Genomic DNA, 21,668 nt, shown 5'->3' on the forward strand with positions numbered 1-21,668 from the left:
GTAGTACGAGACAGGCACCTCGTTAGCCTCGTAACGGATACCTCGTTAGACCCGTAACGGACACCTCGTTAGCATAAGGCAATACACCGTTGCTCGGTAAGGCAACGCACTGTTGCTCGGTAAGGCAATGCACTGTTGCTCGGTAAGGCGTTTTTATTTATACCTTATTATATATAGAAAAGCAATCGCCTAAGTATTTAAACTTAATCCCCAAGTACGATTTATTTTCATTCGTTTAATAGGAAAGCTTCCCTAGCCTAATGCGAAAGCCCTTCGCTTGTGTGAGCGGTGCGCGCGAATGCCTTAAGGTGAGCGGGTGTTGTTTTGTAGGGAAATATTCATTCAGAGGCTTTTTTATACTGAAAATTGCGCGTAATTTTGCCTTAATTTATTAAAAAGTCAAAGCCGTGTATAAACATCGTATCGCCTTGCTCTTAGGCATATTATTGATTTCTGCCTACCCTGTACTGGTGAAATATATGGAGGGCTTGGCAAGCATTTCGGCATTTTATCGGGTGCTGGTGCCTGCTGTGTGCCTTTTGCCTGTTTTGTTTTTTAGCCCAAGGGAGAAAATTCCACAAGGTAAATACCTTATAGGCACGCTGGTGTGTGGGGTGCTTTTTGGCTCAGACATATTTTTTTGGAACTTAGCCATTGCAGGCTCCAATGTTACGCAAGCCACTTTGCTCACCAATTTAGCCCCCATTTTTGTGGGCGTTTTAGCTTTTTTATTCCTGCCTAATAAGCCTAAAAGAAATTTCTGGATAGGTGCATTTATCGCCCTTGTGGGCATGGTTGTTTTTATCGGGTGGGATGTTTTTATAAACCTTTCGGTAGATATTTATTTCGTATTGGGGTTGCTTTCTGCGCTTGCTTATTCGGTGTACATCGTTATCTCTAAAATGGTGCTCGAAAAAGCGGAGGTGATGCCTTATATGGCACTCAATAGTATCTCGGCAACGATTACTTTGGGCGTATTGAATTTGTTGCGAGGTACAAGCTTCACGGGCTTTAGCCCAAAAGATTGGGTTTTACTATTCTTGGGAGGATTTTTTTGTCAGTTGGTCGCATGGGCACTCATCAGCTACGCCACCAAAAAAATGCGAGCCACTAGAGTTTCATTAAGTTTATTGAGCCAAACGGTTTTTGCCGCATTGATGGCTTATGTTGTATTAAATGAAAAGCCCACAACCGAAATGCTTATCGGGGGGCTTATTATCATTGTTGGGATTGCGATTACTTTTATTGATCCTAAGCCCAAAAAAGTTTAATCTTCGCAGGCATTCCATAAATTGTCATCGGGCAGGGGAGCCGTTACCGAAACGGGCTCTTTGGTCACGGGATGTTCAAAACTTAAATAGCGAGCATGCAAGTGGATTCCGCCATCTTTGTTGGAGCGATCGGCACCATATTTTAAATCTCCCTTGATGATTGCGCCGATTTTTGCCATTTGCGCACGAATTTGGTGTGAACGCCCTGTTTCCAGTTCGATTTCAAATAGCCAATAGCGATCTAGTTTTTTAATTAATTTATAATGCAAAACAGCTTTTTTAGCTCCATCTGTTGGGCGAGGAAAAACTGTAACTGTATTGTTTTTGCTATTTTTTCTGAGATAATGCGTCAAGGTGCCTTCCGTCGGTTGGTTAGGAGCCAAAGGCGTACAAAGTGCCCAGTAAGTTTTGTCCACTTTTCGGGATTTAAACTTCTCGTTCATTCGGCTAAGTGCCTTGCTCGTTTTAGCGTAAACAATTGCTCCGCTGGTTACGCGGTCTAAGCGATGGATTAAGCCCAAATACACATTTCCAGGTTTTTTATCTCTGATTTTAATAAAATCCTTGATGTCATCGAGCAGACTTTTATCTCCCGTTTTGTCGCCTTGCACCAATTCGCCACATTTTTTATTGACGATGATTAAATGATTGTCTTCGTATAAAAACTCTAACTCAGGAGCTCGCATAGTGTGAATTAATAACTTTCAGATTCGTTTGGGAAATTTTCGCTTTTCACATCTTGCACATATTGCGAAATCGCTCCCGTGATTTGTTCGCCCAAATTAGCATATTGGCGTAAGAATTTAGGTTTAAAACCTTCGTTCATGCCCAGCATATCTTGCAATACCAAAACCTGACCGTCGCAATGTACACCCGCCCCGATTCCAATTGTAGGAATGTGCAAACTTTCTGTCACTTCTTGCGCCAGTTGTGCAGGGATTTTTTCTAAAACCAAAGCAAATGCACCTAAATCTTGTAATAAAAGAGCATCTTTTTTCAATTTTTCAGCCTCGGCATTTTTCTTAGCCCTTAGAGCATAGCTCCCCAATTGATTGATGCTTTGCGGAGTAAGCCCAAGATGCGCCATCACAGGGATTCCTGCATTGATGATTTTTTGCACAGATTCAGCAATCTCTTCGCCGCCTTCCAATTTCACTGCTTGAGCATTGGTTTCTTTCATGATTTTCACCGCAGAATCTAGTGCTTTATTCGGGTTTGATTGGTAGGTGCCAAACGGCATATCCACCACCACAAGTGCACGCGATGCACCACGCACCACACATTGCGCATGGTAAATCATTTGCTCAAGCGTAATGGGCAAAGTGGTTTCGTGTCCCGCCATTACATTCGCAGCAGAATCACCGACCAAAATCGCATCTAGCCCACCTGCATCTGCCAATTGCGCCATGGTGTAATCGTAGGCAGTGAGCATGGCGATTTTACCTTTTCCTTTTAAATTTCTTAAAGTTTCGGTCGTGATTTTTTTTATTTCCTTATTTACTGACATTCTTTTTTTGGTTTAAAGGCACAAAGGTAAGAAATTTGCAAGCATAATTGCTATGATTCAAAAAATGGAACAACTGAAAAAGCTAAAAGGCTTGTGGTTTTTTATCATCATTTATTTAATTGTTTTTGGGCTAAAGCGTTTCGACTTTTTTACTCAAGAACTTTTTACGCAATGGTATCGATTTTTTTATCCGATTTATACCAAAGTCTTTGGCTGGGTAGCTTTCTCGGTAGGAGATTTTATGTACCTATTTGTGGCGTTGTTTTTAATTCAGTTTATTTATTTTCTAATTAAATCTTTGGTGCAAAAAAATGGAAATCGGGCACATTTTTTTAATAAAATTTTCTGGCTAATTGGGATTATGTATGCGAGTTTTCATTTTTTGTGGGCTTTTAATTATTACAAAAAACCGATTTTTGATGATTTTAAACCTGCCAATACTCAAGAACTTAAAAATATTGCCGACGATCTATTTGCCAAGGCTAAAGCTCAAGGGCAATGGGTGCAACGCGCTCCCTCGGGCGAAATGCTTTTTGCTCCGCAAGCCTTTAATTATTTAATTCAAGATTCCATTCAGCCTGTGCAGGGATTGAACCTGCCTTTTAGAAAATTCCCAAAGCAGCGTAAAAAAAATAGTATTTATAGTTTTGCAATGCGCTATATGGGCGTGAGTGGGTATTATAATCCATTCACGGCAGAGGCGCAGATTACGCAGGGTTTGCCTTCTGTGAGCCAGCCCTTTACTATGGCACACGAGCAGGCGCACCAGATGGGCTATGCTTTTGAGAGTGAGGCTAATTTTGTGGGGTATTTGGCCTGTGTGCAGAGTCCTAGTCCTGCTTTGCGCTATGCAGCAAATTACAAGGCTTTGAGATATGTTTTGCGAGCGATTTACCCAAAAGACTCTATGTTTGTAAAAGAGAAAATACGAGCCTATTCTCCTGGAATGCAAGCTGATTATCAAGCTGAATTAGATTATTTTAATAAATACAACAGTGTGGCAGATAAAGTGTTTAGTGCTATGAATCATCAATATCTTAAAGCCAATAATCAAGAAGAGGGCTTGGCAAGCTATGGCAAATTTGTTTCTCTTTTGGTAGAATATTACCGACTGAAACATTAGTCTCACAGAGAGATTTATAAATCTTTCTTGCCCAATACAAAAACATTTCCTATCTTTGCCAGCGATGAAACGAGCTGAGAATATAGCACTTACTGCAAACCAAAACTTTTTAGGCAAAAACTTACCGAAAAGTTTGGTGGTCTCAGAAAATGGTGTAAACACACACACACACACACACACACACACACACACACACAAGCGCGACCGCTCTTAGTGCGCGCGTAATATTTATAAAATCTTTTAAATATGCAAGTTTGCGAGCTTTTTCTTTTTTAGGGAAAGCGGTAAAATCTTGCTCAAACTTTAGTATTAAAAATCATAAAAACCTCTCTCGAAATAGCTCGAGAGGGGCTTTTTTATGTCTAAATATTAATCAATATCAATTAACAAGTATCAATTTTTTAAAATTAAATTTTATGAAAAAAAGTATTTTACTTTTATCGGTTTTAGCAATGGGTGCAAGTCTTTATGCTCAGCAAGACCAAGGAAGAGTGGGGATAAATACCACAAAGCCTAAAGCTACTTTAGACATTAGTAAAGAGGGCGTAGATGACGCCAAAGGACTACTCATACCACGCCTTACGGCAGACGAAGTGAAAACAATGACCGATGCCAACAAGGTAGGCTTAGACCAAAACTCACTACTCCTTTATGTAACACAACCATTTGCAGACACTAAAAACAAAACAGGCAAGTATGAGCTGATAGACCAAGCGGGCTACTACTATTACGATGCTAAAGATAACGGTGGAAAGTGGAAAAGAATGTCTGAATCTGAAAGTTTATGGGAAAATGATGCATCAGCAAAAGTAGCTAAACTTAAAACCTTATCAGATGGAACTACTGAAAGAGCGGATGATAAAAATATTTTTGTAAGAGATAATGGCTATTTTGGAATTGGGACTAAACCTAATACTTTTTTTCATCTATCCACTGAATCAATTAATTATGGCAATGACATAGTATTTGATTATTATAATGCTGAACCAAATGATCCTTTAACATTCTTCATTTCGCGATTTAATGGTCCGAAAAATTCTCCTAATGATATAAGTAAAGGTGATTACTTATTTAATATTTATACTCGAGGTTTAGTTAATAATTTTATGACGAGATTATCCACTTTAGGTATGCGCTATCAAGGAGATGGGACTTCAAAGTTATCTGATTTTTATATCGGCGTATCAGGAGAAATTAATGATATTTATATCAAAGAGGATCATAGAGTTGGTATAGGAACCGTAACTCCCACAGAAAAATTAGATGTAGATGGCAATGTACGTGTGCGTGGAGAAAGTAGCGATTTAATAGGATATCACAAATCTTGTAAAAATGTAGGTACTATCACTTATAATCAAAAGGATAATAATTTCTATGGTTGTACCTCAAGGGGGTGGGAGCAATTGAATGTAAATTAATACGATAGGAAATTAATATAGCCGTAAAAAATACAGAAAAATGAGTATCAAATACAAAGTAATCGAGAGAGGAGAGCCAGGTGTAAAGGGCGGTGGTACTAAGAAATACTACGCCTCACCCAATATGAGCGGAGAGCTAAGCCTCGAGGGGCTTACCAAAGCCATTGAGAAGATTAGCACGGTGAGCGGTGCAGACATTCGCGCGGTGCTGTATGCCTTAGTAGATGTGATGGATGGCGCTTTAGCCGAAGGGCAAATCGTCCGTTTGGGCGAGCTGGGGAGCCTGCGCACAAGTTTTAGTAGCGAGGGCAAGTCCAAAGCCGAGGAGGTAAACGCCACAAGCATCAAGAACCCCAAAGTGATTTTTACCCCAGGCAAAAACATTAAAAAGACACTCGCTAGCCTCACCTACGAGAAGCTCTAAAAACTTATAGCTATAAAATAAATTTTTATAGCTATAAAAATAAATCCTATGCTTATAAAATTACAAACTTATAGGCATAGGATTTTTTTTAATATGAAAATTAATCATCCAAGTAATTTTTTAATGCCAAAAGCTCTGCTTTTATTTTTTCAAGTCTAAAGATAATAGAGGTTTCTTCCTCAACTTTTTCCTTGTTCTCTAAGGCGATTTTAGCCCCCTCGAGCGTGTAGCCTTTTTCTTTGACTAAATGATAAATGACTTTTAAATTTTGAATATCCTCTGGTGTGAAGTAGCGATTGCCCTTCCGATTTTTTTTCGGTTTTAAAATATCAAATTCTTTTTCCCAAAACCTTAATAGCGAAGCATTCACACCGAAGGCTTCAGCAACTTCGCTGATTTTGTAATACAATTTCTCGGGAAGTTCAATATTCATTCTTTGGCTTAATCTAGAGAGATATTCATTTGTCTGGAAGCTTTATAGAGCTCGTTAAATTCATCTGGACTCACCTCTTGATTAAAGAAGTGAATAGGGTCTACGCGTTCCCCATTTTTATGCACTTCGTAGTGCAAGTGCGGCCCCGAAGAAAGTCCTGTGCTACCCACAAAACCCACGACATCCCCTCTTTTCACCTTTTGCCCTGCTTGAGCTTTGATGCGGCTCATGTGTCCATAAACAGTTTCATAACCATAGCCGTGGTCTATAACAACCACATTCCCATAGCCTCCCGACACGCCAGCTTGTTTCACCGTGCCATCGCCTGTGGCATAAATCGGAGTTCCAGGGCTTGCTGCAAAATCTACTCCCCAGTGCATTTTTCCGATTTTCAAAATAGGGTGAAGGCGCATGCCGTAGCCAGATGCGATGTGTTTTAAATCTTTGTTTGCAATGGGTTGAATGGCTGGTAAATGACGAAACATTTCATCTTTCTTTTTTGCAGATTTCACAATTTCGTCAAGGGATTTTGATTGAACGACCAATCTTTTATTAATGATGTCTAAGTTTTTGCTAGTTTCTTTGACCAATTCTCCATAAGTGAGCGAAGAGAAATCAGCGTAGCGATCTACACCTCCAAAACCTGCTCTTCTAATGTCTTTATCAATCGGAGCAAGTTCAAAAAACGAACGATACACATATTCGTCACGGTTTTCAAGATCTTCGAGTACTTTTTGAGTTTGTTTAAATTTTTTATTTAAAACTTTGTATTGTAGCTCCATTTTTTCGAGCTCGTTTGCCAATTTAGCCTGATTTGCATTTTTGGGTTGAATCAAATAATGGTAGCCCAAGAAAATTCCAATACCAGAGAAAAATAAAGTAAGAAATATAACAGAAAATATTAATTTTGTTTTGCTTGATTTTTTAGATTCTACTGGGATGTATTCTCCCTTTTCAGAATCGTAATAAAAATGTTTTTTACTCATGGTAATATCAATTTATTGTAGTGAATTGCTATCTTTGCAACCGCACATTTAACAAAGGAAAGATTTTTAATCTGCAAACCGAGTTAAAGAACTCTTAAAGCGTAATAAATAGAATTTTAAAATGATGAAATCTAACGAAATAAGAAGCAAGTTTTTAGACTTCTTCGCCTCAAAAAAACACGAAATTGTACCTTCCGCTCCGATTGTTTTAAAAGACGATCCTACCCTTATGTTTACCAATGCGGGAATGAACCAATTTAAAGATTTTTTTCTCGGTCATCAGCAGTCAAAATATCTGCGCATTGCCGATACGCAAAAATGTTTGCGTGTTTCTGGTAAGCACAATGATTTAGACGATGTAGGGAAAGACACCTATCACCACACCATGTTTGAGATGTTAGGAAACTGGTCTTTTGGGGATTATTTTAAAAAAGAAGCCATCGCGTGGGCTTGGGAATTGCTTACCGAAGTTTACAAAATCGATAAAAATCAGATTTATGTTACCGTTTTTGAAGGAGACAAAGAAGATGGCACCCCCTTTGACCAAGAGGCCTACGATTGTTGGAAAGAACATATAGATTCAGCTAGAATTTTAAACGGAAATAAGAAAGATAATTTCTGGGAAATGGGAGCAAGTGGCCCATGTGGCCCGTGTTCAGAAATCCATGTAGACATTCGCCCGCTGGAAGAAAGACAAAAAGTAGATGGGAAAACTTTAGTAAATAAAGATCACCCGCAAGTTATCGAAGTTTGGAATTTGGTATTTATGGAATTTAACCGTAAAGCCGATGGTAAATTAGAAAAATTACCAGCCAAAAATGTGGACACAGGAATGGGCTTTGAGCGTCTTTGTATGATTTTACAAGGCAAAACTTCTAACTACGATACCGATATTTTTGCTGGCTTAATTAAGCAGTTAGAGCAAATTTCTGGTGTAAAATATGGTCAAGATGAAAAAACAGACATTGCAATTCGCGTGATTGTAGACCATGTGCGTGCAGTTTCATTTGCTATTGCAGACGGGCAATTGCCGTCTAACAACGGGGCAGGGTATGTAATTCGCAGAATTTTGCGCCGTGCGATTCGTTATGGTTTCACTTTCCTAAATCTTAAAACTGAATTTATTTATAAATTAGTTAATACGCTAAAAGATGAAATGGGCGAAGCCTTTCCAGAATTGGAAAAACAATACGATGTCATCAAAAATGTAATTAAAGAAGAAGAAAGCTCGTTTCTTAAAACTTTGGACAATGGGCTATTGATTCTTGATTCGATGATTGCCAGCGTAAAAGACAATAAATTAAGCGGAGCTAAAGCCTTTGAATTATATGATACCTACGGATTTCCGTTTGATTTAACTCAGCTGATAGTTGCCGAAAAAGGAATTTCTGTGGACGAAGCGGAATTCGAGAAAGAATTGGCAAAACAAAAGCAGCGTTCCAAAAATGCCGCAAGCCTTAAAACAGATGATTGGGTGGTGCTTTCAGACGAAGAAGAGCAAGCTTTTGTAGGGTACGACAGTACAGAAGTAGAAGTGAAAATCGTAAAATACCGCAAAGTAGAAAGCAACAAAAAAACATTTTATCAATTAGTGTTCAATGTTACGCCATTCTATGCAGAATCGGGCGGACAGGTGGGCGATAAGGGAACGCTAATTGCTAGCAATGGAGAGCGAGTAAACATTATCGATACCAAAAAAGAAAACAATCTTAGCGTGCATGTCGCGGAAGAGCTTCCAGCCGATGTAAATGCACAGTTTAAGGCTGTTGTGGCAAAAGATTTACGCCAAAACACCATGGCAAATCACTCAGCTACACACTTGCTGCATCAAGCCTTACGCCAAATTTTGGGCACGCATGTAGAGCAAAAAGGCTCTAAAGTAGATGCCAAAAACTTGCGTTTTGACTTCTCGCACTTTAAGAAATTATCGCCAGAAGAAATTTTGGAGGTAGAACAATTTGTAAACGAAAAAATCAAAGAAAAAATTGCGTTGCAAGAGTTCAGAAGTATTCCAAAAGAAGAAGCTTTGGCTAAAGGTGCGATGGCACTTTTTGGCGAAAAATATGGCGACAAGGTTCGTTTGATTCAGTTTGGCGAGAGCAAAGAGCTTTGTGGTGGAACACATGTGCCAAACACAGCAGATATTTGGTATTTTAAAATCGTGAACGAATCAGCGGTGGCTGCGGGAATCCGTAGAATCGAAGCTATCACAGGAGCCGAAGCACTTGAATATTTTAAAACCAATGAGGAAGAATTACGCCAAATTCAATCTCAATTAAATGTAAATAAAGAGCCGATGAAAGCGGTAGTTTCGTTACAAACCGAGAACGAAAAACTAAAAGCTGAAATCGAGCAATTAAAACGCGAGCAAGCCAAAGGCGTGAAACAGGAATGGAAAAATAAAATCGAAATCATAAATGGTGTAAATGCGATTTTTGCCCGTGCAGAGATGGACAATGCTAGCATCAAAGATTTACTTTTTCAGTTAAAATCTGAAGTAGAAAACGCTTTTATCGTTGTGGCAAATCTTTACGAAGGAAAAGCTACAATTTCTGTGGGGATCAGCGATGAATTGGCCAAAGAAAAAGGACTGCACGCAGGAAACTTGGTGCGCGAATGGGCGAAAGAAATCCATGGCGGCGGTGGCGGACAGCCTACTTTTGCTACGGCAGGAGGTAAATTGCCCGAAGGTCTAGATAAAGTCTTGGTTTTAGCTAAAGAAAAAATTCAGAATTTGTGATATTTTGCTGATTTGATGTTTTTATTTAGCTATTAAATTAATTGAAGAAAACTTTAAAAATAATCATTATAAGCTCTGCCCTGTTGTTGGGTGGAGCTTTGTTATTTATTTACAGCAATTACAATCCGTCAAAATTTGATTTTTTTCCGCAATGTCCGAGCTATACATGCTTTCATTTGTATTGTCCAGGTTGCGGTGCACAAAGAGCGATTTTTCAATTATTAAACTTTAATTTTAAAGAAGCTTTTTCATACAATCCGCTGATGGTAATTCTCTTGCCTTTAGTGGCTTATGCGGCTGTTTTAAAGGTTTTAAATTTTATTTTAGGCACCCATTATCGTATAAAATTATTCAATAATTCTATTTTTATCAAAGCCCTTTTGGTCTTGGTTTTAATCTATTTTATGGCAAGAAATGTAGAAATTCCAGGTTTTGAGTTTTTGCGTCCGCCACAATAATGATGGTTGAATTTTGTTTTTCAAACATAAAGTCATATCTTAGATAAATCGAATCTTTAAAATAGATAAAAAATGATAAAAGCATCAGAATTACCATTAAACCCCGACGGGGGCGTATATCACCTAAATTTATTACCAGAAGATATTGCCGATACCATCATTTTGGTAGGCGATCCAGAGCGAGTGGCACGAGTTTCTAAATTCTTTGATGAGGTAGAAATTCAAAAACACAAACGCGAATTTGTTACGCATACAGGAACCAAAAACGGAAAAAGATTAACGGTGCTATCCTCTGGGATTGGGACAGATAATATTGATATTGTTGTAAACGAGCTCGATGCACTTGTTAATGTAGATTTGAAAACAAGAGAAATCAAAGAGAATAAAAAATCTTTGCGTTTAGTGCGTTTCGGAACATCAGGAACCGTGAATCCGTCGATTAAAGCAGGTGATTTTGTAGCGTCTCGTTACACTGCAGGATTCGATGGGTTGATGAATTTTTATCCACAACACCAAAATTCACAATTTCAGGAGAAATTTTTAAAAGATTTTAAATACGATAGCATTCGCCCGATGGTCTACACTTCGGAATGCGATGCCGATTTGCTCGAGTTGTTTAGAGATCATGTAGTGGTGGGCAATACGGGCTCAATGTCTGGATTCTACGGCCCTCAAGGACGCCAAGTGCGATTGCAATCGCTGGACAATGATTTTCTAGACCATTTGCACGCGTGTGGATTAGATAATTTCGAAATGGAAACCTCAGCCATCTATTCATTTGCCAAAATGCTAGGACATCATGCCTTGTCGCTCAATTGCATTATTGCCAACCGCACCACAGGCGAATTTTTGGAAAGTTACAAAGAATCTGTAGACCAAATGATTGAACTTGGTTTAAACATTTTGACTAAATAAATTAAACATTAAAAAATATGAAATCGCAGGGATTTTGCTCTGCGATTTTTTTTGGACTAAAAACTCCGATTTGTGATTTGAGCAAAACTTTTGTAATTTTGCCGTCCCATGCAAAAGTTTTTGGCACTAATATTCTCAATTTTAATCGTTTTTGCTCCAATGGAAATTTGGGGGCAGGCGGGGAATATTTCGCCTAATCATCATAGCCAAAAAACGATGAGTTGTTGTGCTATGAAGCAACACACCAACCAAAAATCTTCTACCAAAGAAACTAAAAAATGTTGCGATACCAGCAAGAAATGCAACAACGATTGTGGCAAAAAGGCTTGCACGAGCCATGTGCCTACGGTTTCTTTTAAAAAATCAGAAAATCATTTTAAAGGATTTTTGCCTAAAATTCAAGAGGGCAAAAACAAACATTTCATGTACCAAGATTTGAGCGTACAGCAACTTTGCTACGCCATTTGGCAACCGCCTAAAATTAAATAAATCATATTTTCAAATATTTTTTTTCGATGATTAAAAATCATTGAAAATATCATTTCTTTCCCGTTTCTGGGAAGGAGCAAAAGCATTTATTTAATTTTAAAAAATCGAAGAATGAAATATATTTTTTCAATCCTTGTGTGCCTATTTTTGGTGGGCGTTCAGGCACAAGAAAATCCATTTATTACCAAAGAAATAAAAGTCCGTGGAAATTGCGGACAATGTAAAACCCGAATAGAAAAAGCCATTCAACAAGACGGCGTATCTTACGGAACTTGGGATGTGCAATCAAAAGTTTTGACTTTGCACTTTAATCCCCAAAAAACAAGTGTGGAGCAAGTTATGAAAAAGGTGGCAGATGCGGGACACGACAACGAATATTTTAAAGCCAAAGATTCATCTTACGATGGCATCACGGCTTGTTGCAAATACGACCGAGAAATCCCTTGGGAGAAAATTGCCGAAGCCACCACCATGCACCATGGTATGAATATGCACCATGGCGAGCACCCTAAAGAGATGGTTTTTCCTTATGAGAAAAACGACCCAAATCAAGAAATTGCGCTGCAATCGGTAACGGCAAATGCCAATACTGCTACCACCAAAATCAATAAAAATGCAGCAGGACTTACTTTTGATATTTCTAAAAAAGAATTGATGAAAGCCGCTTGTTGCAATCTTTCTGAAAGTTTTGAAACCAACGCAACGGTGGATGTGGCGTATCCCGATGCCGTAACGGGTGCCAAGCAGATTAAAATGCTTGGGCTAGATCAAAAATACACGCTTTTAAGTTCAGAATTAATTCCAGATTTGCGTGGTTTGTCGGGCGCATATGGTTTAAATTTTATTCCAGGAAGATGGATTCAGGGCATTCAGCTTACTAAGGGGGGAAGCTCCGTAGTGCATGGCTACGAATCTATCACGGGGCAAATCAATACCGAATGGTACAAAGGCATCAAAAAACAAAATAATTTGAATTTTTATGCCAATTCTATGGGGCGCGTAGAAGGAAATGTGGTGCATTCTGCCTCTTTGAACGATAAATGGGGGCAAGCGGTTTTATTGCATGCTAGTGCGGTAATAAATGCGCAAGACCATAACGACGATACTTTTATGGATGTTCCGCTAGGCAAGCAGCTCAATATGGCGTATTTGCTACATTACGATGATTTGATGAATAGTGGCTGGGGTAATAATTTAGGTATCAATTTAGTGTCGCTTAACAATTCGGGCGGACAAATGGCGGGTGCCGTTCCCAATCCTTACGAAGCCAATACAGATATTACTAATTTTAAAATTTGGGATAAATTAGGCTTTGTTTTTCCGAAAAATCCGTACAAAAGTATTGGGTTTATGCAGAAATTTAATTATTACGAACAAAAAAGTGCTTGGGGGCTAAATGATTACAATGGTGTGGAGAAATCCTATTATGCCAATTTAATTTACGAAAGTCCGTTAAGTCGTTCGCGCGAGCATACCTACAAAATGGGAGCAAGTTTTTTGTACGATGCGTTTAATGAAAACTATCAAAATACGAATTTTGAACGCACGGAAACCGCTCCAGGAATCTTTGCAGAATATAGCTACAACGCGGCACCTTGGACATTGGTGGCGGGGGCGCGTGTGGATTTTCATAATTTGGCGGGAACGCAATTTTCTCCAAGATTGAATGTAAAATACCAGCCTTTGCGAAATACCACATTCCGAGCATCGGCAGGGCGAGGTTTTAGAACAGCGAATATTTTTGCCGAAAATTTAAAATATTTGGTTTCAAATCGTAGGGTGAATATTCTGGACAAATCGGGCGATGTGTATGAATTGTCGCCAGAAGAAGCTTGGAATTATGGCGTGAGCCTTCAGCAGGATTTTAAAATTTTTAATCAAAAAAATACGATTTTGCTTGATTTTTTTGCCACCGATTTTCAAAATCAGATTATTCCCGATTTAGATGAATCTACGCATCAAATCAATTTTTATAATATCAAAAAATCCAGAGCCAATACTTGGCAAGTGCAGTGGGATTCGCATTTGGCAAAAGGTTTGGATTTACGAGTGGCGTACAAATATTATGATACCAAAGCCGATTATAAATCAGGCGAAAAATCGCTTATTTTCACACCCAAAGAAAGAGCTTTTGCCAATATTTCTTACGAGAGAAAAATACGCGAAGGTAAAGATCGATGGAGTACCGATGCTACTTTGCAGTGGATAGGCAAGCAACGCCTGCCCGATAGTGGTATGAATCCCGAAGCGTATCGCTGGAAGAGCGAAAGTCCTAGCTATTTCTTGCTGAATGCACAAGTGGCATATGATTTTGGGAAGAAAGCACGCCTTTATCTAGGCGGAGAAAATTTGCTAAATTATACGCAAAATCAGCCAATCATCGCGCAAGATGCTCCGTTTGGAGATTTCTTTGACGCAGGTATGATTTACGCACCGATTACCAAAGCTAATTTCTATTTTGGTTTAGATTTTAATTTTTAAGTTTAAAGTTTTTTGCATGAAAAAATCCCCGACCGCTTTGGCGGTCGGGGATTTTAAATTTAATTTAAAAAATATGAATTTTAATGATTTTGTTGTTTGTAATGCACTTTTGGCAATGCTCTCAATCGGTCTGCCGCTTGTTCGGCAGTAAGGTCACGCTGAGATTCTGCCATCATTTCGTAGCCCACCATAAATTTTTTTACGCTAGCAGAGCGGAGTAGTGGTGGGTAAAAACTCATGTGCAAATGCCAATGCGGATGCTCTTTTCCATCGGTAGGTGCTTGATGGATTCCCGCAGAATATGGGAACGAAGTTTTAAAAAGATTATCGTACATCACGGTAAGTGCTTTCAGAATTTCGGCATAATCTTTAATTTCTTGATTCGTTAAGTCTGAAATATTTTGCACTGCTCTTTCCGGGATAATCATCGCCTCATATGGCCAAATTGCCCAATACGGAATTAGGGCAACGAAAGTTTCGTTCTCGGCTAAAATGCGTTCTTCTTTTCGTTCAAGCTCTTGAGCTACATAATCTTCAAGTAGCGTTTTGCCATGCTCATCAAAATATTTTTTTTGATTTTTGTCTAATTTTTCCACCTTGGTAGGCAAATGCTGTTGAGCCCAGATTTGTCCGTGTGGGTGCGGGTTGCTACACCCCATAGTAGCCCCTTTGTTTTCAAAGATTTGAACATAATTAATGAAATCTTTGCTACCCAAATCTTTAAATTCTCGAATCCAAGTTTTGATGACTTTTTCTATATCCGAAAGTTCAAGCTCTGGCAAGGTTAAATCATGGCGTGGCGAGAAACAAACCACGCGTGCCGTTCCAGACTCTGGCACCGAGGTGAAAAACGGATTGCTATTATCTGGTGCTTCGACAACTTCTGGCTTTAGTGCTGCAAAATCATTGTTAAAGACAAAAGGCTCTGTATATTTGGGGTTGATATCGCCACTCACACGCGTATTGCCAGGGCAGAGATAGCAACTTTCTACATACTGAGGTTTTTGTTCCGTATTTGGTTTTTCTTGTTGCCCTTGCCAAGGTCTTTTGGCACGGTGCGGAGAAACCAAAACCCACTCATCTAGCAGCGGATTGTATCTGCGATGAGGATGCTCGGTAGGATCAAACTTTGTCATCTTTTAGTAGTTTTTGTTGCTAAAAGTCGAACTTAAATTTAGTCGTATGTTCATACTTTTCGCCAGCTTTTAAAGTCGTTGGCTCAAAGTTTTTGTGGTTAAGCGAATCGGCAAAACCTTGTGTTTCTATGGCAATCCCTGCGTTTTTTCCACTTTTTTTCACGCTTTCATTTTTGAAAGGTAAAATGTAATATCCTGCGTATAGATGAACCACTGGGTGTGTAGTTTTTACTTGCACGCCAATTGAGCCATCTTCGTTTTTAAGCTCTGCTGCCACTTCATCGCTACCCACTTTTCGGATAAATGAATTGTCAAGATTTTCAAAAACTTTTTTGCCTTCTCTTAAGTCAAAATCAGTTCCGTCCACAGGCAGAATTTCACCTGTTGGGATACAGTCCACGATAGGCACATACTTGTCAGATGGCACTTGTGCGTGGTGATTGAGCACGGTTTCACCTTTATTTAGCGATAAATTGAAATAAGTATGATTAGTCAAATTACAAATGGTAGTCTTATCTGATTTTGCTTTGTAATTAATGCTTAATTCATTTTCATTATTGAGTGTATAAGTTACTTCTGCGTCCAGATTTCCAGGGAAGCCCTCATCGCCGTCTGGAGAATGCAGCGTTAAAACAATTCCGCAATTATCTGCATTTTCAAAAGTATCTTTCACTGTCCAATGTTTACTGTCAAAACCTTGAACACCACCATGAAGTTGGTTTCCGTTATTGTTTACGCTAAGTTGTAAATCCTTATCTTCTAGCACAAAATGCCCTTTGCAAATTCTACCTGCGTGGCGACCGATTAGCGCACCGAAATAGGGATAATCCTCACGATATTCATCGCTTAAATAATCTTCCACTTTATCGAATCCTAAAACGCATTCCACCATTTTCCCGTTCACAGGAACTTTAATGGATTGAATGATTCCGCCAAAGCTAAGAATCGTAACTTGCATTTGATTGTCGTTTTCAAGCAGGTAGCTAGTAACTTCTTGATTGTTTACTTTTCCTGCGATATTTTTGGTTATTTTCATAGTTAAAAATTTACTCTTAGCTAAATTAAGGTTTTTTTCGGAAATTATTAAATAAAGTGAATATGATTTTAATCAAAAAAAGCCACATCAATTCAATTGATGTGGCTTTTTTTATAAATTGGAAATCTCAAAGATTATTTTGATTCTTCTTCGCTGCTGAATAGATCTTCAAAGAATTTAGAGATAGTTTCTTTCGCTTCTCCTGTTTTTTCTTGAAGTCTTCCAAGCAATTCCTCAGATTTTCCTTCAGTGTAAGTTAAATCATCATCGGTCAAATCTCCCCATTGTTGTTTAACTTTTCCTTTTAACTGATTCCAGTTTCCTTTTAATTTGTCGTCTAAACTACTCATAATAATTTTGTTTAAATGTTCGCTATTAAAAGTGCAACAACTATTCCATCTCATAAAAAAGATAGTTAAATCCTTGTTAATCCCAAGTAATCGTGTTTATTTTGCAGAAAAATTAATAATCAATGGACTTTAAAGCACTTCTTTTTGATATGGATGGCGTAATCGTGGATACGGAGCCACTTCACCGCAAAGCATGGTTTGCTGCGTTTGCTGAATACGGCATCGAGACGGAGCCTGGATATTACGAATCATTTACAGGAAAAGCTACTTTGCCTGTGAGCCAAGAAATCGTAGAAAAATATCAATTAGATTGCACGCCAGAAGAATTGGTAGCTTGCAAGAGAAAGTATTTTAAAGACTATTTTGATAACGATGAGGATTTTGATTTACTGCCTGGCGTGCGCGAATTGATTCAAGATTTATATAATAATGGTATAAAATTAATCTTGGCATCATCGGCAAGTATGAATACCATCAATTGGGTTTTTGAGCGATTTGGGATTGCACAATATTTCTCTGGAAAAATCAGTGGGGCAGAGCTGAGGGAATCAAAGCCTAATCCAGAAATATTTTTAAAAGCCGCTGAAATGGCAAATGCTAAGCCCGAAGAATGTGTGGTAATCGAAGATTCTACCAATGGGATTTTAGCAGCCAAACGTGCAGAAATCTTTACGATAGGTTATAAAAGTTTACATAGCAAAAATCAAGATTATTCGCTGGCTGATGTCGTGATTTCAAACTTCGATGAGGTGAATTACGAAAAAATTAATATATTCGTAAAATCTTAGAATTTTACGAAAAATGAAAGAAGTATCTTCGCTCCAGCGACTTATAAAAATGGATCAACTCGATGAATTCACTTTTTTGGGAGAGAATTACAGCATCGGGAGTCCTATCGTGTTTGGAGGGCAAGTTTTGGCGCAAGGGCTTTATGCCATGAGCCAGAGTGTGCCAGAGGAGCGCATAGCACATTCTTTGCACGGCTATTTTATTTTGCCAGGGGATTTAACCAAGCCCATTCGTTATGAAGTGGAGTTTGTGCGCGACGGTGGTAGCTTTTCTACTCGACGCGTAAAAGCCTTGCAAGATGATAAAATTATCTTTTTTATGGGCGCATCGTTCCAGAAAAAAGAGGAAGGCTATCATCACCAAATGCAGATGCCTAAAGTGCCCCAGCCCGACGAGCTTTATAGCTGGGACGATATGTATAATCAGCTCAAGGATCATTTACCAAGAGCGATGAAGCAATTTCTGTCCATAGAGCGTCCTTTTATCTTTAAACCTACGGTTTTGGAAAATGTGCTGGAAAGAAAACCTCGCGAACCTAATTACAGCGTTTGGTTTAAAATTAAAGGCGAAACCGAAAACAATCCGTTGATGAACAGAGCTATTTTGTCGTATGTTTCGGATTATAATCTGCTCACGACTGCGCTCAGACCCCACGCACATGTGGCAGATATGAGCAATACGCAATTAGCAACGATAGACCACGCAATGTGGTTTCATCAAGAGGCGGATATCAATGAGTGGTATTTGTATTCGGTGGATTCGCCAATTGCTTCCAACGCTAGAGGTTTTGTAAGAGGAAGTATTTTTAGCCAAGACGGAAAACTTGTAGCATCGGTAGCACAAGAAGGGCTTTTAAGACCAATAACTAAATAAAAAAATATAGATTAAAATATGAAAAAAGTACTATTAAGTGCGATTGTAATCGCTAGCGTAATCGGTTGTAAAAACAAACCAAAAGATTACGCAACATTCTCAGGAAAAGTTACAAATATTGATGTTCCTGCAGATTCTGTATATGTGTTCAATCCAGAAACCAATTACACCAAAAGTATTAAGCTGAATCCAGATGGAACTTTTAGCGATACTTTGAAAGTGCAAGAAGGTCACTTTATATTCAAAATTGGAGATGAGTATGGTAGAGTTTATTTGAAAAACGGAGACGAAATTAAAATCACTACCGATTACCCAGCATTCGATGATAAATTGGTATATGATGGAGAGGGCGAATCTATTGAACTAAATAAATTATCGCTAGAAGTTGCAAAGTTAGCGGGTAATTTCTTTGATAATGATGGGCTTCTTGAGCAAAGTACAGAAGAATTAGATCAGTCTAAAAAAACATTTTTGAACGAAGTTGATGCTTTGTTTCAAAAGTATCCAAGTGTAAATGATTCCATTAAAGGGGAGATTAAAACGAGTTTAAACAACAGTTTGGTTTCTTTGTCGGATATGGTTCAGGAGAGAAAAAATCTTCAAGAAAAATTTGTAGGAAAACCAGCTCCACAATTTACATTGCCAAGCATCGATGGCAAAAAAGTTTCGCTTTCTGATTTGAAAGGAAAGCCAGTGTATGTGGACATTTGGGCTACTTGGTGTGGACCATGTAAAGCAGAAATTCCTTCATTGAAGAATTTAGAAGAAAAATATGGAGATAAAATCCATTTTGTAAGCCTTTCTGTAGACGAGCCAAATACTAAAGAAAAATGGAGCGAGTTTGTAAAAGAAAAAGGCTTGAAAGGAGTTCAAATCATGAGCGAAAACGGTTGGAAAAACGATTTTGTTCAAGCTTTAGAAGTAAGAGGAATCCCAAGATTTGTCTTGATTGATGCGCAAGGAAACATCGTGAATCCAGATGCACCAAGACCAAGTGCTCCAAATATTGAGGAGACTTTAAACGCTTTGATTAAATGAGAATTTTTTCAACAATTAGAAAAACAAATTAAAACCCCTATAAGATGCCAATAAAAGTTGGCATCTTTTTTTATGCACAAAAATCATTTAAAAAAATTCCATGTAAGAAAGCACAAACTCCTATCTTTGCCTCAAAGTGAATTTATGAAAAGTGTAACGATTATAGGCGCTGGGAATGTAGCCTTTCATTTAACGCGTGCATTTGTGAGCAATACCGTTCAGGTAAATCAAATTTACAATCGTACTTTGGCAAAAGCTGAGGCGATTGGGGAAGCCAATGGCATAAGATATACCGATAAAATTTCAGAATTAGAGCGTTCCGATTTATTTATCATTGCCTCTTCAGATGCCGCAATAGAGGAGCTTTCCATGCACATTCCGTTCAATGATGTTATGGTGGTGCACACCTCTGGCGCAATGCCTATGAGCACACTTAAAGGGAAATATAGAAAAGGTGTTTTGTATCCTTTGCAGACATTTAGCCAAAATAGAAAATTGAATTATAGCGAAATTCCATTTTTTGTAGAAGCAGAAAATCCAGAAGACGAAAAAGCTTTGCTAGAGCTCGCCGAGCGAGTGAGCAATCGAGCTAAAATCTTAAACAGCGAGCAAAGAGCACAAATGCACCTTTCTGCCGTGTGGGCATGTAATTTTGCCAATCACATGTATTACATTGCTCAAAAAACGGCGGAAGAAGCTGGTTTAGGCTTTGAATACCTTCGTCCTTTAATTGAAGAAACTGCTTTAAAAATCGAGGATTTAACACCTTTTGAAGCGCAAACAGGGCCAGCTAAACGCAACGACCAAATTACGATAGAAAAACATTTAAGTTTGATTAAAGATTCTTACTTAAAAGATATGTACAACGATATTAGCAACTTGATAAATAAAACCTACCATGGAGAATTATAAAGAAAAGATGAAAAACATCAAAGCCTTTGTGTTTGATGTAGATGGCGTGCTTACTGATGGTAAAATTATGCTTTTCCCAGACGGGAGTTTTGTGCGAAACATGAATGTAAAAGATGGCTATGTAATGCAATTTGCCATTAAAAAAGGTTATTTAATCGGAATTATCACAGGAGGAGCCGATCCAATGGTGAGTCAGCGATTGAAAGCCTTGGGCATTACCGATATTTATACCCAATCGCATCATAAGTACGATGATTTTGAGGATTTTCTATTTAAATATGATTTAAAACCAGAAGAAGTGCTTTATATGGGCGATGATGTGCTAGACATGGAAGTAATCGCGGCTGCAGGCATCGGCTGTGCTCCGAACAATGCCGTGGTGGAAGCCCAAGAAGCGGCAGATTATATTTCGCCACGCAATGGAGGCGATGGCTGTGTGCGCGAAGTCATAGAACAAGTAATGCGCGTGCAGGGGCACTGGAACGATTTTAAAATTGGATTGTAAAGTCGTCGGCATCGTTTAAGAAACTAAAATGCTGCCGTTGTTCAATTAAATAAGGCTTATTTATCGAAAAGATAGATAAGCTTTCTTTTTTGTCTAAAGCCTGAATGTCCTTGCCCAGCGGATCAATGACATGGCAATCGCCGAGATATGATAATCCGTTGGGATCTTCCCCCGAGCGGTTTACCCCAACTACATACGCCATATTTTCAATCGCTCGCGCGTGGAGAAGCGTATTCCATGCAAAAGAGCGAGAGCTAGGCCAGTTGGCTACATAAATAGCTAAATCATACAGCTCAAATGGTGTGTTGCGAGAAAACACTGGGAACCGCAAATCGTAACATATTTGTGGCAGAATACGCCAGCCTTCATAATTAATGATGACTTGCTTGTTGCCCGCTGTGTAATGTTTATTTTCTCCAGCGTATGAAAAAAGATGTCGCTTGTCGTATCGCACAAAAGTTTCGTTTTGAGCCACCCAATACAATCGATTGTAGTAGCCTTCACGCCCCTTTACTGGGATACTCGCACAGAAAACCGCCTGCTTTTGAATGGCTTTTTGTTGCAGAAATTTAAACGATTTGCCATAAGCATCTTCTGCAATTTCGTGTGTGTTCATAGAAAAACCATAAGAAAACATTTCGGGCAAAATAAAAATATCAGCATTTACATTTCTGATGATTTTATCAATTTGCTTAAAATTTTCTTCGGGATTTTCCCAAACAATGTCAAGCGCAAGGGTAGCGATTATTAATTCCTCCTTCATAGCAGGTTAAAGATACTAAAT

The 21,668-nt window shown here is 38.6% G+C and carries 22 protein-coding genes; 14 read left to right on the forward strand and 8 right to left on the reverse strand.

The window, feature by feature from the left end:
- Nucleotides 1-407 precede the first annotated feature (407 nt).
- The gene (locus tag ORNRH_RS06165; RefSeq protein WP_014791026.1) at nucleotides 408-1,271 is read left to right on the forward strand and encodes a DMT family transporter; all 864 of its coding nucleotides are present in this window, start codon (nucleotides 408-410) and stop codon (nucleotides 1,269-1,271) included.
- Here ORNRH_RS06165 and ORNRH_RS06170 read toward each other — a convergent pair.
- Nucleotides 1,268-1,957 carry an RluA family pseudouridine synthase gene (locus tag ORNRH_RS06170; RefSeq protein WP_014791027.1) on the reverse strand — a complete coding sequence of 230 codons (690 nt, stop codon included), beginning with the start codon at nucleotides 1,955-1,957 and terminating at the stop codon, nucleotides 1,268-1,270. The two genes, ORNRH_RS06165 and ORNRH_RS06170, sit on opposite strands and share 4 nt — an antisense overlap.
- A gap of 8 nt (nucleotides 1,958-1,965) precedes the next feature.
- A complete protein-coding gene (panB, locus tag ORNRH_RS06175; RefSeq protein WP_014791028.1) occupies nucleotides 1,966-2,778 on the reverse strand; it encodes a 3-methyl-2-oxobutanoate hydroxymethyltransferase in 813 nt (270 codons plus the stop codon).
- Between the two features lie 64 nt (nucleotides 2,779-2,842).
- On the opposite strand from panB, the gene ORNRH_RS06180 reads away from it, so the two are divergent.
- The 3 genes from ORNRH_RS06180 (at nucleotide 2,843) to ORNRH_RS06190 (ending at nucleotide 5,743) form a co-directional block, all read left to right on the forward strand.
- Entirely contained in the window at nucleotides 2,843-3,901 is a 1,059-nt protein-coding gene (locus ORNRH_RS06180) for a DUF3810 domain-containing protein (RefSeq protein WP_169313185.1), read from the forward strand.
- Between the two features lie 416 nt (nucleotides 3,902-4,317).
- Entirely contained in the window at nucleotides 4,318-5,319 is a 1,002-nt protein-coding gene (locus ORNRH_RS12505; RefSeq protein WP_014791030.1) for a hypothetical protein, read from the forward strand.
- A gap of 40 nt (nucleotides 5,320-5,359) precedes the next feature.
- A complete protein-coding gene (locus tag ORNRH_RS06190) occupies nucleotides 5,360-5,743 on the forward strand; it encodes an HU family DNA-binding protein (RefSeq protein ID WP_014791031.1) in 384 nt (127 codons plus the stop codon).
- 100 nt (nucleotides 5,744-5,843) lie between these two features.
- On the opposite strand, the gene ORNRH_RS06195 is transcribed toward ORNRH_RS06190, so the two are convergent.
- A complete protein-coding gene (locus tag ORNRH_RS06195; RefSeq protein ID WP_014791032.1) occupies nucleotides 5,844-6,176 on the reverse strand; it encodes a MerR family transcriptional regulator in 333 nt (110 codons plus the stop codon).
- A gap of 8 nt (nucleotides 6,177-6,184) precedes the next feature.
- Nucleotides 6,185-7,162, reverse strand: coding sequence for a M23 family metallopeptidase (locus ORNRH_RS06200; protein WP_014791033.1), 978 nt, complete (start codon nucleotides 7,160-7,162; stop codon nucleotides 6,185-6,187).
- A 124-nt stretch (nucleotides 7,163-7,286) separates the two neighbouring features.
- On the opposite strand from ORNRH_RS06200, the gene alaS reads away from it, so the two are divergent.
- From alaS to ORNRH_RS06225, 5 genes are all read left to right on the forward strand, one after another.
- Nucleotides 7,287-9,902, forward strand: a complete 2,616-nt coding sequence (gene alaS / locus ORNRH_RS06205; protein ID WP_036601162.1) for an alanine--tRNA ligase — start codon at nucleotides 7,287-7,289, stop codon at nucleotides 9,900-9,902.
- A gap of 41 nt (nucleotides 9,903-9,943) precedes the next feature.
- Entirely contained in the window at nucleotides 9,944-10,360 is a 417-nt protein-coding gene (locus tag ORNRH_RS06210; protein ID WP_052040718.1) for a DUF2752 domain-containing protein, read from the forward strand.
- 72 nt (nucleotides 10,361-10,432) lie between these two features.
- Nucleotides 10,433-11,275 carry a nucleoside phosphorylase gene (locus ORNRH_RS06215; RefSeq protein ID WP_014791036.1) on the forward strand — a complete coding sequence of 281 codons (843 nt, stop codon included), beginning with the start codon at nucleotides 10,433-10,435 and terminating at the stop codon, nucleotides 11,273-11,275.
- A gap of 108 nt (nucleotides 11,276-11,383) precedes the next feature.
- Nucleotides 11,384-11,764, forward strand: coding sequence for a hypothetical protein (locus tag ORNRH_RS06220; protein WP_169313186.1), 381 nt, complete (start codon nucleotides 11,384-11,386; stop codon nucleotides 11,762-11,764).
- Nucleotides 11,765-11,875: 111 nt separating this feature from the next.
- The gene (locus ORNRH_RS06225; protein WP_014791039.1) at nucleotides 11,876-14,245 is read left to right on the forward strand and encodes a TonB-dependent receptor domain-containing protein; all 2,370 of its coding nucleotides are present in this window, start codon (nucleotides 11,876-11,878) and stop codon (nucleotides 14,243-14,245) included.
- Between the two features lie 80 nt (nucleotides 14,246-14,325).
- On the opposite strand, the gene ORNRH_RS06230 is transcribed toward ORNRH_RS06225, so the two are convergent.
- The 3 genes from ORNRH_RS06230 to ORNRH_RS06240 form a co-directional block, all read right to left on the reverse strand.
- Nucleotides 14,326-15,381: a UDP-glucose--hexose-1-phosphate uridylyltransferase gene (locus ORNRH_RS06230; RefSeq protein WP_014791040.1), complete on the reverse strand. Its 1,056-nt coding sequence runs from the start codon at nucleotides 15,379-15,381 to the stop codon at nucleotides 14,326-14,328.
- 19 nt (nucleotides 15,382-15,400) lie between these two features.
- Complete coding sequence (locus ORNRH_RS06235; protein ID WP_014791041.1) at nucleotides 15,401-16,417, reverse strand: aldose epimerase family protein; 1,017 nt, start codon at nucleotides 16,415-16,417, stop codon at nucleotides 15,401-15,403.
- A 134-nt stretch (nucleotides 16,418-16,551) separates the two neighbouring features.
- Complete coding sequence (locus ORNRH_RS06240; RefSeq protein WP_036601158.1) at nucleotides 16,552-16,767, reverse strand: CsbD family protein; 216 nt, start codon at nucleotides 16,765-16,767, stop codon at nucleotides 16,552-16,554.
- Between the two features lie 122 nt (nucleotides 16,768-16,889).
- Here ORNRH_RS06240 and ORNRH_RS06245 point away from each other — a divergent pair, with 122 nt between their 5' ends.
- The 5 genes from ORNRH_RS06245 (at nucleotide 16,890) to ORNRH_RS06265 (ending at nucleotide 20,884) form a co-directional block, all read left to right on the forward strand.
- A complete protein-coding gene (locus ORNRH_RS06245; protein WP_014791043.1) occupies nucleotides 16,890-17,555 on the forward strand; it encodes an HAD family hydrolase in 666 nt (221 codons plus the stop codon).
- A 13-nt stretch (nucleotides 17,556-17,568) separates the two neighbouring features.
- Nucleotides 17,569-18,429: an acyl-CoA thioesterase gene (locus ORNRH_RS06250; RefSeq protein WP_014791044.1), complete on the forward strand. Its 861-nt coding sequence runs from the start codon at nucleotides 17,569-17,571 to the stop codon at nucleotides 18,427-18,429.
- Nucleotides 18,430-18,447: 18 nt separating this feature from the next.
- Nucleotides 18,448-19,467: a TlpA family protein disulfide reductase gene (locus ORNRH_RS06255; RefSeq protein ID WP_014791045.1), complete on the forward strand. Its 1,020-nt coding sequence runs from the start codon at nucleotides 18,448-18,450 to the stop codon at nucleotides 19,465-19,467.
- A gap of 144 nt (nucleotides 19,468-19,611) precedes the next feature.
- Nucleotides 19,612-20,379 (forward strand): Rossmann-like and DUF2520 domain-containing protein, encoded by a 768-nt coding sequence (locus tag ORNRH_RS06260; RefSeq protein ID WP_036601435.1) that lies wholly within the window; start codon nucleotides 19,612-19,614, stop codon nucleotides 20,377-20,379.
- Nucleotides 20,366-20,884: a KdsC family phosphatase gene (locus tag ORNRH_RS06265; RefSeq protein WP_014791047.1), complete on the forward strand. Its 519-nt coding sequence runs from the start codon at nucleotides 20,366-20,368 to the stop codon at nucleotides 20,882-20,884. The genes ORNRH_RS06260 and ORNRH_RS06265 overlap by 14 nt, the downstream gene beginning before the upstream one ends.
- Here ORNRH_RS06265 and ORNRH_RS06270 read toward each other — a convergent pair.
- Nucleotides 20,868-21,647: a nitrilase-related carbon-nitrogen hydrolase gene (locus ORNRH_RS06270; RefSeq protein ID WP_014791048.1), complete on the reverse strand. Its 780-nt coding sequence runs from the start codon at nucleotides 21,645-21,647 to the stop codon at nucleotides 20,868-20,870. The two genes, ORNRH_RS06265 and ORNRH_RS06270, sit on opposite strands and share 17 nt — an antisense overlap.
- Nucleotides 21,648-21,668: the final 21 nt, after the last annotated feature.

Source organism: Ornithobacterium rhinotracheale DSM 15997, from assembly GCF_000265465.1.
Classification (GTDB): Bacteria; Bacteroidota; Bacteroidia; order Flavobacteriales; family Weeksellaceae; genus Ornithobacterium; species Ornithobacterium rhinotracheale.

Bases quoted from the DNA above. Each gene is read 5' to 3' on its own strand.
- ORNRH_RS06170 (WP_014791027.1), bottom strand. From the start codon at position 1,957: ATGCGAGCTCCTGAGTTAGAGTTTTTATACGAAGACAATCATTTAATC.
- panB (WP_014791028.1), bottom strand. From the start codon at position 2,778: ATGTCAGTAAATAAGGAAATAAAAAAAATCACGACCGAAACTTTAAGA.
- ORNRH_RS06180 (WP_169313185.1), top strand. From the start codon at position 2,843: ATGGAACAACTGAAAAAGCTAAAAGGCTTGTGGTTTTTTATCATCATT.
- ORNRH_RS12505 (WP_014791030.1), top strand. From the start codon at position 4,318: ATGAAAAAAAGTATTTTACTTTTATCGGTTTTAGCAATGGGTGCAAGT.
- ORNRH_RS06190 (WP_014791031.1), top strand. From the start codon at position 5,360: ATGAGTATCAAATACAAAGTAATCGAGAGAGGAGAGCCAGGTGTAAAG.
- ORNRH_RS06195 (WP_014791032.1), bottom strand. From the start codon at position 6,176: ATGAATATTGAACTTCCCGAGAAATTGTATTACAAAATCAGCGAAGTT.
- ORNRH_RS06200 (WP_014791033.1), bottom strand. From the start codon at position 7,162: ATGAGTAAAAAACATTTTTATTACGATTCTGAAAAGGGAGAATACATC.
- alaS (WP_036601162.1), top strand. From the start codon at position 7,287: ATGAAATCTAACGAAATAAGAAGCAAGTTTTTAGACTTCTTCGCCTCA.
- ORNRH_RS06215 (WP_014791036.1), top strand. From the start codon at position 10,433: ATGATAAAAGCATCAGAATTACCATTAAACCCCGACGGGGGCGTATAT.
- ORNRH_RS06220 (WP_169313186.1), top strand. From the start codon at position 11,384: ATGCAAAAGTTTTTGGCACTAATATTCTCAATTTTAATCGTTTTTGCT.
- ORNRH_RS06225 (WP_014791039.1), top strand. From the start codon at position 11,876: ATGAAATATATTTTTTCAATCCTTGTGTGCCTATTTTTGGTGGGCGTT.
- ORNRH_RS06230 (WP_014791040.1), bottom strand. From the start codon at position 15,381: ATGACAAAGTTTGATCCTACCGAGCATCCTCATCGCAGATACAATCCG.
- ORNRH_RS06235 (WP_014791041.1), bottom strand. From the start codon at position 16,417: ATGAAAATAACCAAAAATATCGCAGGAAAAGTAAACAATCAAGAAGTT.
- ORNRH_RS06240 (WP_036601158.1), bottom strand. From the start codon at position 16,767: ATGAGTAGTTTAGACGACAAATTAAAAGGAAACTGGAATCAGTTAAAA.
- ORNRH_RS06245 (WP_014791043.1), top strand. From the start codon at position 16,890: ATGGACTTTAAAGCACTTCTTTTTGATATGGATGGCGTAATCGTGGAT.
- ORNRH_RS06250 (WP_014791044.1), top strand. From the start codon at position 17,569: ATGAAAGAAGTATCTTCGCTCCAGCGACTTATAAAAATGGATCAACTC.
- ORNRH_RS06255 (WP_014791045.1), top strand. From the start codon at position 18,448: ATGAAAAAAGTACTATTAAGTGCGATTGTAATCGCTAGCGTAATCGGT.
- ORNRH_RS06260 (WP_036601435.1), top strand. From the start codon at position 19,612: ATGAAAAGTGTAACGATTATAGGCGCTGGGAATGTAGCCTTTCATTTA.
- ORNRH_RS06265 (WP_014791047.1), top strand. From the start codon at position 20,366: ATGGAGAATTATAAAGAAAAGATGAAAAACATCAAAGCCTTTGTGTTT.
- ORNRH_RS06270 (WP_014791048.1), bottom strand. From the start codon at position 21,647: ATGAAGGAGGAATTAATAATCGCTACCCTTGCGCTTGACATTGTTTGG.